This is a genomic window from Bacillus sp. V2I10, assembly GCF_030817055.1.
Taxonomy (GTDB): Bacteria; Bacillota; Bacilli; order Bacillales; family Bacillaceae; genus Bacillus_P.
In genome coordinates, this window is the sequence record NZ_JAUSYV010000001.1 from 4737039 (window position 1) to 4750044 (window position 13006).

Sequence of the window (13006 nt, forward strand, 5' to 3'; positions counted from 1 at the left end):
TCTCTACTCCTTTTAACGGGTCCAGGCTACCGTCTTAATCTCGAATGGTTTTAAGGCTATTTCAATGTTGTTGCTTGGCAAACCTTCTAGCTTCTCTTCAATGATATTGCTGGCAAATCCTTGTTCAACAAGAGGCATGTTTACTTTTAAATCAACTTTTTCATCTGAAGTATTGAACCATCTAGTGATCACGTGATCACCCTCTTCTGCAATCTTGATAGTCGTCATTGCAAGCGAGGGACCATTCCATTCGAGGAAATGGTTATCCTTAGGTAAGTCCCCATGATGAAGATCCGTTTGAATCATCGTTAACGGCGCTTGGAATTGATAGGCAAGATGATAAGATTCAGATGTAATCACATCACCGGAATGAGGGATAACCATCCATTCTGCTTCATTCTCCCCTAAACATTGAGCTTCAGGTGTAGAGAAATCTCCCCAATCCCCTAATTCAGAGACAGAACGAAGTAATGTTAAGGCGATGGTTTTGTTTTCTTCTAAGATTTCATACTCATGTAAGCCTTTATTGGCAATGGTCAAACCGTTCCGTTCATCTGACATACTGACAAAACCTTGCTGATGATGGTCAAAGCTAGGATTCTCCCATTCTATTTCAGGGCTATTTTTTCTATTAACGATTTCAAAAACACTATCTGCATGGTGAGAATCAGTTTGAATATTTGTTGGAAATAACACTCTTATTCGATGATCTTTTGCTTGATTTTCAATAAAAGCTTGAAAGGATGGTCCTCTTGATGTTTGATCTAGCGTCATAATGGTTCTTATCTGAATAGTTGCGGTCTTCGTTGAACGAAACGCTTTTCTGTTTTTGTGCCAAACTAACATACTTTTTTCCTTTTCAAATGTTTGATCTGCGCTCTTTGGGATCACCCATTTGTGGATCATTTCAACCCTTGCTCTTAGGCTATTGTTTTCTAACACTTGAATTTGGGCCCTCAAGCCCTTTGTAGTCAGCGGGATTGAGTCCAAAGTATTTTTAAACATATATTCATTGCCAATATCGCCCGTATTTTCATATACTCCTAAACATTCATATGTTTCTTCACTTTTCTTATTTGTAAGAGTATAAGAGCCGTCTTCATGGATTTTAATACGAACAAAATCATTTTCCATTTCACGGTCATGCTTCATTATGTCACTCTTTTTAAATTGAGCCGGATTTTCGTTTTGGTTTACGTAATACGTTTTATAACCAATTTGGGGCACATTCTCAGCTAAAAATGTGAGTTCTGCAATCCTGGCAAAATAGGGTCTTCTAAAGCCGTCAGAAGGTAAGTCATAGCCAAAACGGATTCCTTTATTCTGATAGACACTTGGAACTGCGGATCCCATTGAATCTCTCACTTCAAGCTCTGGCATTGATTTTCCCGCAAAATAAACTGGGATTTTCCGGAAATCCATTTCTGAAAAATAGATTTTCTCAAGTTCAACTTCTTTTGTAATCACTTCTTCACGCTTCGAACCAGATCCGTTAAAAACAACAATAGGTATGCATGTTTTTGAAACGTTATCTATCCTTGTATCAATACGTGAAGCAATTTCATTTCCTTTTTCTTGTACAATCATTTCAGTTATCTGCTTAACTTTTTCAAACCGGCTTACCATCTCGCGGTGTACCTCATCTACGCTGCATCCGCATATGCTATCATGCGGATGATTCTTCATTAATGTTTTCCATGCATAGTTTAAAAAGTGACCCGGATATTCAAACCCAGCGAGATGTGCCATTACCGAAAGAGGTTCGGCTGCTTTTTCAAGTAACGATTGACACTCCTGATTCATTTGCTTGAGATAGATTCTTGCGGAAGCTGTATTCACAAGTGTAGACCATCCATCTGTTCGCTGGTTTCGCAGCTCCCCTGTGATTGTCTGTAATTCATTAGGTAAAGATGGTTTAAGGTTTTTTAGATAATCATCAAAGCTTGCATGAACGAAATCGATGTCAGGAAAAAGCTTTTTAGCAGTTAAAATAGCTGCTGGAAGGTTGTGCTGAACTGGCTGATGATCACACCCATTCATGAAAAGCAGGTGTGGAGTTGCCGCATACTTCATGGCCTGCTCAATTTTTATATTCCAAAAGCTAAGAGCCTCCTTTTCATCCTCTGGAACTTCATTGCCATTTGAATACCAATTCGCAAAAAGAATTCCAAGGATGGATGAACCATCGGGTGATTCCCATTTTAGTTCTGAAAAAGGTGACTCGAAGTTTTTTGCATCTTCCACCGTATTGTTAAATCCAGTAGGTTTTACACCTCTTCCAAATGCAGCTGTCTCGATTTTTGCTTGCTTTAACAGCTGCGGAGCCTGACCATAAATCCCGAACGTATCCGGGAAGTAACCTAGCTTTGAGACCGATCCAAATTCTTTAGCATCCCTTAAGCCATAGAGAAGATTTCGTATGTTTGATTCAGAGCTTGTTAAAAATGCATCTTGAAGAACATACCATGGTCCAATGTGAAGCTTTTTTTCACTTATTGCTTTTTTTAATTCTTCCCTTTTTTCAGGGCGAATTTCAAGGTAGTCCTCTAACAGAATCGTTTGTCCATCTAAATGGAAACTTTTAAAATCTGGTTCTTTTTGAAACAATTCAAGTAGTTCGTCCATTAATTTCACTAAATAATATCGATGTTTCTCAAAAGACATATACCATTCCCTATCCCAATGGGAGTGGGAAATGATATGTGCTGTTCTTTTATTTTTCATTTTTTCCACCTCATTATTGTAAGCGGTTTCTTACTTATTACCTTAACAATATTTTGATTGAAAAGTAGAGTCAATGAAACGATAAGAAATGATAAGGTTTTTCCACCATATCTAATAAAAGTTCACAAGAGTCCATATCTCCTATTGAGCGATCAAAACAAAATGAAACAGGCAGCAAAGCTTGGCTGCCTGTTACCTGTCCATACTCTTTTAATTAATTGTTAATCGATACATTCGCCTTAAAATTTCTGCAAAAACATCATCATGAGAATCATCTTTTCAACTATAGATTACAAACATATTCATTCATGCTTCTGTTTCCATTCCATTTAATGACTGCAGAATTTGGAGAAAATAAGTTTTCTAAAAATTATAAATATTTAGTTGATTTCCGGTCCTTTTATCCATATAATTAAAAAAAGGCATCAGGGGTGATCTTTCGTGAAAAACAGGAAAACGTATACCGAGATCATGAAGTCCCGCAACACATTCAAGATGGAAAAGAAACAGGAAACCGTACTTGATATTTACATTCAAATGGTGTTGGATGAAGCTGTGTTAACCCGGAAGCTGTCCCTCCTTCAGGAAAAGATCGATGAGTCCTTGGACCGCAATGACAAACCGTTATTTTTAAAGTTAGCCAAAGAATATGCAGAACTGCGATTAATCATTTAAAAGCAAGCCCCGAAGCGGGGCTTGCTTTTATGTTGTTGAGAACATGCAGAGTGCGAAGGCGGCCTGCAAGAAGCTGTTTGCGGTGTGCCTTTAAATAAGCTCCTTGATTACCTTAGTTTAAGATTTTCTCTGATTTGGGGCATCATACAGCTCCTTTGAGTACCTTTAATTTAGATTTTCTCTGATTTGGGGCATCATACAGCTCCTTTGAGTACCTTTAATTTAGATTTTCTCTGTTTTGGGGCATCATACAGCTCCTATGAGTACTTTAGTTTAAAATTTTCTTGGTTTTGGGGCATCATACAGCTCCTATGAGTACCTTTAAATTAGATTTTCTCTGTTTTGGGGTATCATACAGCTCCTATGAGTACCTTTAATTCAGATTTTCTCTGTTTTGGGGCAGCATACAGCTCCTATGAGTGCCTCTAATTTAGATTTTCTCTGTTTTGGGGCATCATACAGCTCCTTTGAGTACCTCTAATTCAGATTTTCTCTGTTTTGGGGCATCATACAGCTCCTATGAGTACCTTTAATTTAGATTTTCTCTGTTTTGGGGCATCATACAGCTCCTATGAGTACCTTTAATTTAGATTTTCTCTGTTTTGGTGCATCATACAGCTCCTATGAGTACCTTTAATTCAGATTTTCTCTGTTTTGGGGCATCATACAGCTCCTTTGAGTACCTTTAATTTAGATTTTCTCTGTTTTGGGGCATCATACAGCTCCTATGAGTACCTTTAATTCAGATTTTCTCTGTTTTAGGGCATCATACAGCTCCTTTGGGAGCCTTTATTTTTACTTTCCTCGGTTCCAAGCCATCCTACAAGTTCTTCAATCTTAAAAATCCCAATCAAGACAAAAAAAGCTGCCGCACCAAAATGATGCGGCAGCTTTTCTGTCCTACTTAAGATTTAGCAGTCGTGAACTGCTCTTCTTCTGTTGAACCCTTTAATGCAGTTGTGGAAGACGTTCCGCCTGTGATGGTTTGTGATACTTCATCAAAGTAGCCTGTACCGACTTCACGCTGATGTCTTGTTGCTGTATAGCCGTATTGCTCGCTTGCGAATTCTGCCTGCTGCAATTCAGAGTAAGCAGCCATTCCATGATCTCGGTATTTTCTGGCAAGCTCGAACATGCCGTAGTTTAGTGCATGGAAGCCGGCAAGAGTGACAAACTGGAATTTGTAGCCCATTTTAGCGATTTCTTTTTGGTACTGGGCAATTGTCTTTTCATCTAATTTTTTCTTCCAGTTGAAAGATGGTGAACAGTTGTAGGCAAGCAGCTTGCCTGGGAATTTCGCATGAATGGCATCAGCAAACTTCTGCGCCTGCTCTAAGTTCGGCTCTGACGTTTCGCACCAGACTAAGTCTGCATACGGAGCGTAAGCGAGTCCGCGTGCAATTGCCTGATCAATGCCGGCAGCAGTGCGGAAGAAGCCTTCCGGTGTGCGCTCACCTGTAATAAATGCCTGATCTTCAGGATCTACATCACTTGTGATTAAGTCAGCTGCATCTGCATCTGTTCTTGCAATGATTAATGTTGGAACGCCCATAACGTCAGCTGCAAGACGTGCTGAAACTAAATTCTTTACAGCTGTTTGTGTCGGCAGCAATACCTTTCCGCCGAGGTGACCGCATTTTTTCTCAGATGATAGTTGATCTTCGAAATGAACCGCCGCTGCTCCAGCTTCAATCATTCCTTTCATTAATTCAAATACATTCAGCTGTCCGCCGAAACCAGCTTCTGCATCAGCAATAATCGGAGCGAACCAGTCGATGTTTCCTTTTCCCTCAAGATGCTGAATTTGATCGGCACGCTGAAGGGCCTGATTGATTCGTTTTACAACCGACGGCACACTGTTTGCCGGATATAAACTTTGATCCGGGTACATGTGTCCTGAAAGGTTTGCATCAGCCGCTACCTGCCAGCCGCTTAAATAAATCGCTTTCAATCCTGCCTTTACTTGCTGAACTGCCTGATTTCCTGTAAGTGCGCCCAGTGCATGTACATAATCTTCCGTCTGCAGCAGGTTCCAGAACTTTTCAGCACCTCTTCGTGCAAGTGTATGTTCAATATCAATCGAACCGCGAAGACGAATTACTTCTTCCGCTGTATATGGTCTTTCTACTCCGTTCCATCTTGCATCCATTTCCCAATTCTCTTTTAATTTTTGCACTCTTTCGTTTGTCATTTCCTGATCCCTCCAATAGTTTGTTTAGCTTGTTATAATACAGTTAAGATTTTATAGTATTAATATATAACAGATTAATTGAAAATGGAATCATTTTCTTTTAAATTTTTTGAATTTTTTATTTTTGGTGTTTATATGATTAATAGAATGGGATTTCCAAGGTTACTATTTTGGAGTTTTTTGGTTGTCTTCTGATGAAAAGACAGCCCATTTTACGGCGAAAAATAAAAACAGCGCTTCTCCTCGGGGAGACAGCGCTGTTACTATTTTTACTTATCAGGATTTTTGCTTCCCCACTCTTCAAGATAGGTAATCCGCTCAAGAATCGTTGGATGGCTGTATCTGAAAATTTTCACCAGTCCAGGCGGATTCACCTGGCTTAAGCCTGCTTTCGTCAATTCCTGGAACGTATTGACGGCTGCTTCCGGATTTTCAGTCATTTCAATAGCGTATAGATCCGCGTCCTTTTCCTGATGGCGTGAAATGATGTTGGAAAATGGATCTGATGCGAAGGTGAGCATCCCAAGGAGCATGAGAAATAACGGCAACGAAGCAAGCTGCTGTTTTTCGGTGATATTGAGAATATGCCCGAACCGCCTGATCGTAAAATTCATTAACCGGTTGATCAGATATAACCCAATAAGGGTTAGAACAAGGTAGCCGGCTATTCCGACGTAAATATGCTTCATGACGTAATGTCCCATTTCGTGTGCCATGATAAACAGGATTTCGTCTTCACTCAGCTTATTTAACGTTGTATCCCAGAGTACAATTCGGGAATTGTCTCCAATTCCGGTCACATAGGCGTTTAGCGCATTTGTTTTTTCAGACATGTTCACTTCAAACACATGCTCTGCCGGGATATCCGCTTTTTCCGCTATAGCAAGGATTTTCGTCTCAAGCTCTTTATTTTTTAACGGGGTAAAATCATTGTAAAGCGGATCAATTAAAACAGGCTGTATAAACATTAAGAACAGACTGAATGGAATCGACAGAATCCAGGCAAAAAGCCACCACTTCCCGGAAAACTTTCGGATAAGACCATACAGCACAGCAACAATTAAAATCATAAATGCATAATTGACCCAGAAATCAATGATTTGATCTTTCATCCACCCAGTAAAGGTTTGCGTTGTAATGTGATAAGAAAGCGAGATCTTGTAGCGCAGCCATTCAATTGGAAATGCACAAAGTGCCACGATAAAAGAAAGCCAAAACACATATACCGCTGTCTGAATCACAAAGAAGCGTGAAATGCCTTCAGACCAATACTGTATTTTTTTAGAAAATCCTATTACAAGAATGACGAAGAAGATAAACCATTCAAATGGCGCAGTGACAAAATAGAGAAAATCCCTCAAACTGGAATATTCGCCTGACAGCTCCAGCTCACGACTGTTCATAAACGTATTTGGGTCAGCAGAGCCCCCCTTAAATTGAGTTGGAAGGGCGGAATCTGCTCCCATATAGATATACCAATAAACAAACAGGCCATACAAGAAGTAAATAAGGACTGATACAGTCAGCCATTTGCGCATGATGATGCCCCCTCGAACAAGCTCTTTGTATAAGTGTAGTTCAGAACAAAGAGAGTTAGAACTAAAATTCAGGTTAAAACAAGAGTCCGTATACAATCAGCGTCAGGATTGAGCTCATCACGACGACAATGACATTGACACCCAGATAAGCAACGGCAAAAGCCGATATGGCCCCAATGATTCCAAACCAGATATCTTCCTGGATAAGAAAAACACCAGGTACAATCAATGCGCCAAGGGTCGCATACGGAACATTTCTTAATACATTTTGAACAAAAGAAGGCAATTCAATACCGCTTAGAGCCACCAGAGGGATCATTCTTGGCAAATAAGTGACGACTGCCATGCCGATGATCATCATCATGACATTACTGATCATTGCGCTTCTCCTCCTTCGGATAGATCATTTCGATTAAAATAGCTGAAAGAAGCGTAGATAAAACAATTGCCCATCCAGTTGAAAGCAGGCCAGTCAGGTAAATAAACGAATGAATGACCCCAGCAGCTGATGCTAAAAATACAACTTTCCGCTGTTTTTTCATAGAAGGAACTAAAAGCCCGATAAACATCGCATATAACGCAACAGACATGCTTTCCTGCAGTGTTTCCGGCAAATTGGCGCCGATCAGATGTCCAACGCCTGAAAACACTGCCCAGCTCGAGTAGGAAATGAAAATGAGCCCAAACATATAACCCGCTGATACATTTCCCTCTTTCATAGAAGCAACCGAAAATGTTTCATCTGTAATCCCAAATGAATACAGCGCTTTTTTCCACAAACAGTCTTCCTCGACCTTTTCATTTAATGAGGCCGACATCAAAAAATGCCGGATATTTACAATAAAAGTAGTAAAAATAATTTCAAAGACCCCGGTTCCTGCTGCTATCAGACTGAGCGATATGTATTGTGCAGCTCCTGCAAAAACGAAAATACTCATTAAGACGGTTTCTGAAAGAGTGAGTCCAGTATCACTTGCAAGAAGCCCAAATGTTATAGCAACAGGCATATAACCAATTGCAATGCTGAGACCGGCTGTTAATCCTTCTGAAAAATGTGACTGTTTTCTCAAAAATGCTGTTGTTGCCATCCTTCTCCCTCTCTTCTTTACGGATAATAAATCAGCAGAAAACAATTTGCGGCCACATCCGCTTTGTTTTCATAAACATGCTCCCGATTAGCGGTGAATTTGATGGAGTCTCCTTTTTTCAGCTCATAATGCTCTTCTCCAATGGAAACGGCCATTTTACCTTCACTTACAAATAGATATTCTTCGACTCCGCTTAGATGCTGCTCTGATACATGCTTGCATCCCGGAAGCAGCTCAAGCAGAAAAATTTCAAATTTCTTCTGCTGATCATAAGGAAAATAGGAAAAGACATTATATAATTCATTCAAATCCTGAACTGCTGTTTTATCTGTCCTGCGTACAACCGCAACACTGGTCTGTTTTTCTTCTACCAGAGACGAAAAAGAAACGCCAAGTCCGTTCGCAATTTTCCAGAGCGTATTAACGGTTGGACTTGATTGGCCTTTTTCAATTTGGGCAAGCATGCCTTTGCTCACTCCCGTAACAGCTGAAAGCTGATCAAGACTGTACTGCCGCATTTTACGGACATTTTTTAAATTGATGCCAATTTGTTCCTGCAGTGATTTCATAAGTTCTCCCTTTTAATTTGTTTTATATAGTATACATTTGTATTATATTTTGAACAATATAGAAATAGTAATATTCTGATTTTTAAGACTAAAGTTCAAGGAAATCTCCATCTATCTCTCGATTCTTTAAATCTGAATACAGTCTATTGTTAAGAAGAGGGGGGATAAAGGAGATGAATCATTCTCATGTTTTAGTTGTTGGCGGAACATGTATGCTTGCAGATGCATCCGTCTGGCTTGAACAGTATGCAGAAAAAGTATCGGTTATAGGGAGAAAGCAGCATAAATACAAAAAGCTGCAGGAAAGAATGAAGATTATGGTGACAAAGAAGACCCAAGACAGCACATTTAAATAGCGATTGAAAGATATGGCCCAATCACACTTGTTGTCAGCTGAATTTCATTCTTACGCTTCTGAAGCATTAGACATCATTTCCGAAGAAGTCTCAAAATCGGCAGTTAGATGGCGGCTGTTTCATATTCAAGGAAGCAGCAGTCACTTAGAGAAAAGAGCAGTTGATGTAATGCCAAACTGTTTATATCGTTCGATCCTTCTTGGGTTTGTTTTAGAAGCAGATCATTCGAGATGGCTGACAAATAAGGAAATTGGCGAAGGAGTCATAAAAAGTATTGAAGAGGATATTAAAGATATGGTAATCGGCATCTTGGAGCCATGGGAAAAAAGACGATAGAAAAAGCGGCCGGGCATTTGACCGCTTCCTTTTTATTTCCCTTTAAAAACAGGCTTTCGTTTTTCGCTGAAAGCCGCTAAAGCTTCAACACGGTCTTCGGTTGGGATCGTTACTTCATAAGCCTTGCGCTCAATATGCAAGCCTGTCTGAAGGTCTGCATTCATCCCCTGTTTGATTGCAAATTTAGCCTGCTGCAGAGCGATTGGCCCATTTCTAAGAATCTCTTCTGCAAGCTCTGCTGAAGCTGCCATGACATCAGGAGCTGTCTTTGAAACAAGACCATACTCCAGTGCTTGCTTGGAAGTAATTTTGCGGGCAGTTAAAATAAGCTCAAGCGCTTTAGCCTCACCGATAATGCGCGGAAGACGCTGCGTTCCCCCTGCACCAGGAATGATGCCAAGGCCTGTTTCGGTCAGCCCGACAGACGTGCCTTCTGCTATCAGCCTGAAATCACATGACAAAGCAAGCTCCATGCCCCCGCCGAATGCATAACCGTTGATGGCTGCAATGGTGGGCTGAGGTAGAGCATCGATTTTAGTGAATACTTCTCCTATTTTATATAGGTTCCGCTTTACCTGCTGATCGGTCAGAGTCTTTCTCTCTTTCAGATCAGCGCCGGCACAAAATGCTTTTTCCCCTGCCCCTGTAAAAATGACCGCCCTTACATCAGAGTTCGTGCGAATATCTTCAACTGCTTCCTCAAGCTCAAGCAAAGTGTCATAGTTAAAGCAGTTGAATACCTCCGGACGATTTAGCATCACAACGGCAAGGTTTTTTTCTATTGTGTATAAAATGTTGGTCAAAACAGATTTCCTCCCGACTATTTTTGAAGGACTTGATCTTTTAGCGCCCTGCGTAAAATTTTCCCCGTTGTATTTTTAGGAAGTTCTTCTAAAAACTCAATGGAACTTGGAACTTTATACTTAGCTAAGTGTTCGCGGCAATATGCTTTTAATCCTTCTTCTGTCAGCGATTGATCATTTAAAACAACAAAGCATTTCACAGTTTCCCCCTGGTTAGGATCCGGAACGCCGACAACGGCCACTTCCACTACTCCGGGATGATTGTATAGCACTTCCTCGACTTCGCGCGGATAAACATTGTATCCGCCGACAATCACCATATCTTTTTTGCGGTCAACAATGGTAAAGTAGCCTTCCTCATCCATCGTGGCCAGATCCCCTGTATAAAGCCAGCCGTCCCGGATTGTATGGGTTGTTTCCTCAGGCATTTTATAATACCCCTTCATGACATTCGGCCCTTTTACAATCAGTTCGCCGACTTGTCCAGGAGGGACTTCTTCGCCTAATTCATTTACTACTTTATTTTCGATATTTAGAATGTTCGTGCCGATTGAGCCTGCTTTGCGCGGACGGTCAAGCGGATTAAAGCACGTAACAGGAGAAGCCTCAGATAAACCGTAGCCTTCTGAAACCGCGACCTTAAACTTCTGTTCAAATCCTTTTAATAGGGCAACTGGCATGGATGCTCCCCCTGAAATGCAGAGTCTAAGAGACTGTAAATCGTTTGCATCTCCCGCCTCATGCTGCAAAAGGAAATTATACATCGTCGGCACACCCGCAAAAACAGTAGCTTCATAGGTTTTAATCAGCTTAAAAACTTCAGCAGGACTGAAGCGCGGCACGATTAACAGTGTTGCTCCGCTGATCAGCGGCGCATTCAGTGAAACCGTCAAACAAAAAACATGGAACATTGGCAGTGTCGCTACCACCTTATCCCCATCATTCATTTTCAAATAAGACCCTACATCCTTCGCATTGCTGTATAGATTCTTGTGTGTAAGCATTGCACCCTTAGGCTTACCTGTTGTGCCTGATGTATATAAGATGACGGCAACATCTTCTTCTGACAGGATCACTTCTTCCGGCTCAGACACAGATGAAGCAATTAAACTTGTAAACGATTTCAATTTTGTGCTGATTGAGAGAGCCGAAACATCCAATCCTGATTTAGCATCAGATGGAGGAGTTTCGCAAGAGATGATATGTTCCGCCATTGGCAAAACATCATTCATTTTTTCAAATAAAGGCAGCAGCACATCAAGGGTTACAATTGTTTTTACATCACCATTGTTTAAAATATACCCGATTTCATCTGGTGTGTAGATTGGATTGATTGGAATGACTGTAGCACCAGCCCTCATTGCTCCATATAGTGATATAACAAAATATGGTGAATTTCCAAGCACAAGAGCAAGGTGATCCCCTTTTTTCACTCCGAGCTTCTGCAGACCACCTGCAAATTTGCTGATTAAAACATCCAGTTCCCCATAGGATGTTTCCTTCCCCTCAAAGATAAACGCAGGCTTGTCTCTATGCGTTTTTGCGGATAAAGACAACTGTGATAATAAATTCATTCTCCCACCCCTTTAAAAATGAATGAATAACCATTCATTTTCTAAAAATTTAAAACTATAAGTCTATTATATTTTATGGAACAGAAATTCTCAAGAAACTGCTCGCCTAAATTATTTCAAAAAAAAGATGCCCGATTTTTCGGACATCCCTTACTTGCATTAATACAGCAGCTCGATAAATTGATCTTTTTCCACGTTTCCAAAATAGTGTTTGATATCAACATCCTTGAGAGCCATTTCAATTGATGAACGATCATATTGCAGACCTTTTAAGCCGTTTTCAATTTCTTCAATATCTCCGACTCCAAAGAAATCCCCGAAAATTTTGCAGTTTTCAATCCTGCCTTTTTGAACTTCCAGACGGATATCAATTTGGCCGATAGGAAAACGGTTTGAGTGCTGAAGATTAAAGGCTGGCGATTTGCCGTAATTCCAGTTCCAGTTTTGATAGCGTTCTTTTGAGAGTTCATTGATCTTTTCCCAATCAGAATCTGTCAGTTTATACTGGGGAATTTCGCCATCTGTATCAAAGATATAACGGAGAATGATTTCTCTGAATTGTTCAATCGTGATTTTTTCTTCAAGAAATTCGCTGATGTTTGCTACCCTGCTGCGAATCGATTTTATGCCTTTGGATTCAATCTTGTCTTTTTTCACCTTTAAAGCGGAAACAACATTCTCCATCTCTGAATCTAACAGGAGTGTGCCATGGCTGAACATTCTGCCTCTCGCCAAGAACTGAGCGTTGCCGGATATTTTTCTGCCTTCAGCTAAAATATCATTCCTTCCGCTAAGCTCTGCATCTACTCCAAGACGTTTTAATGCACGGGTCACAGGTTCAGTGAATTTTTTGAAATTGTGAAAGCTGTCTCCATCGTCTTTCGTAATAAAGCTGAAATTCAAGTTTCCAAGATCGTGGTAAACCGCTCCGCCCCCCGATAATCTGCGGACAACATGCAGCCCTTGATCTTCTACATATTTCGTATTAATTTCTTCTATTGTATTTTGATTCTTCCCAATGATGATCGAAGGTTCATTAATATAGAAAAGCAGGTAAGTTTGTTCAGGATCTAAATTTTTCAGGCAATACTCTTCGATCGCCAGATTTATTCTTGGATCGGTAATCCCTTGATTATCGATAAATAGCATTTT

General features: G+C 40.4%; 12 protein-coding genes. 3 read left to right on the forward strand and 9 right to left on the reverse strand.

What is annotated here, in order from left to right:
- Nucleotides 1–12: 12 nt before the first annotated feature.
- On the reverse strand, nucleotides 13–2724 hold the full coding sequence (locus tag QFZ72_RS23975) for an alpha-mannosidase (RefSeq protein WP_307438461.1): 2712 nt from the start codon (nucleotides 2722–2724) through the stop codon (nucleotides 13–15).
- Between the two features lie 441 nt (nucleotides 2725–3165).
- On the opposite strand from QFZ72_RS23975, the gene QFZ72_RS23980 reads away from it, so the two are divergent.
- Nucleotides 3166–3399 (forward strand): IDEAL domain-containing protein, encoded by a 234-nt coding sequence (locus tag QFZ72_RS23980; RefSeq protein ID WP_101567527.1) that lies wholly within the window; start codon nucleotides 3166–3168, stop codon nucleotides 3397–3399.
- A gap of 904 nt (nucleotides 3400–4303) precedes the next feature.
- On the opposite strand, the gene aceA is transcribed toward QFZ72_RS23980, so the two are convergent.
- The 5 genes from aceA to QFZ72_RS24005 form a co-directional block, all read right to left on the reverse strand.
- Complete coding sequence (gene aceA / locus QFZ72_RS23985) at nucleotides 4304–5590, reverse strand: isocitrate lyase (RefSeq protein ID WP_307438463.1); 1287 nt, start codon at nucleotides 5588–5590, stop codon at nucleotides 4304–4306.
- Between the two features lie 269 nt (nucleotides 5591–5859).
- Nucleotides 5860–7128, reverse strand: coding sequence for a M48 family metallopeptidase (locus QFZ72_RS23990; protein ID WP_307438465.1), 1269 nt, complete (start codon nucleotides 7126–7128; stop codon nucleotides 5860–5862).
- Nucleotides 7129–7201: 73 nt separating this feature from the next.
- Entirely contained in the window at nucleotides 7202–7507 is a 306-nt protein-coding gene (locus QFZ72_RS23995; RefSeq protein ID WP_307438468.1) for an AzlD domain-containing protein, read from the reverse strand.
- Entirely contained in the window at nucleotides 7497–8216 is a 720-nt protein-coding gene (locus QFZ72_RS24000; protein WP_307438470.1) for an AzlC family ABC transporter permease, read from the reverse strand. Before QFZ72_RS24000 ends, QFZ72_RS23995 begins: the two co-directional genes overlap by 11 nt.
- 17 nt (nucleotides 8217–8233) lie before the next feature.
- Entirely contained in the window at nucleotides 8234–8785 is a 552-nt protein-coding gene (locus tag QFZ72_RS24005) for a helix-turn-helix domain-containing protein (RefSeq protein ID WP_307438472.1), read from the reverse strand.
- A gap of 173 nt (nucleotides 8786–8958) precedes the next feature.
- Here QFZ72_RS24005 and QFZ72_RS24010 point away from each other — a divergent pair, with 173 nt between their 5' ends.
- Entirely contained in the window at nucleotides 8959–9141 is a 183-nt protein-coding gene (locus tag QFZ72_RS24010; protein ID WP_307438474.1) for a Rossmann-fold NAD(P)-binding domain-containing protein, read from the forward strand.
- Nucleotides 9142–9153: 12 nt separating this feature from the next.
- Complete coding sequence (locus QFZ72_RS24015; RefSeq protein WP_307438476.1) at nucleotides 9154–9477, forward strand: Rossmann-fold NAD(P)-binding domain-containing protein; 324 nt, start codon at nucleotides 9154–9156, stop codon at nucleotides 9475–9477.
- A 32-nt stretch (nucleotides 9478–9509) separates the two neighbouring features.
- On the opposite strand, the gene QFZ72_RS24020 is transcribed toward QFZ72_RS24015, so the two are convergent.
- The 3 genes from QFZ72_RS24020 to lplA form a co-directional block, all read right to left on the reverse strand.
- Complete coding sequence (locus QFZ72_RS24020) at nucleotides 9510–10280, reverse strand: enoyl-CoA hydratase-related protein (protein ID WP_307438478.1); 771 nt, start codon at nucleotides 10278–10280, stop codon at nucleotides 9510–9512.
- A gap of 17 nt (nucleotides 10281–10297) precedes the next feature.
- Nucleotides 10298–11854 (reverse strand): fatty acid--CoA ligase family protein, encoded by a 1557-nt coding sequence (locus tag QFZ72_RS24025; protein ID WP_307438480.1) that lies wholly within the window; start codon nucleotides 11852–11854, stop codon nucleotides 10298–10300.
- 159 nt (nucleotides 11855–12013) lie between these two features.
- Entirely contained in the window at nucleotides 12014–13003 is a 990-nt protein-coding gene (gene lplA / locus QFZ72_RS24030; protein WP_307438482.1) for a lipoate--protein ligase, read from the reverse strand.
- Nucleotides 13004–13006: the final 3 nt, after the last annotated feature.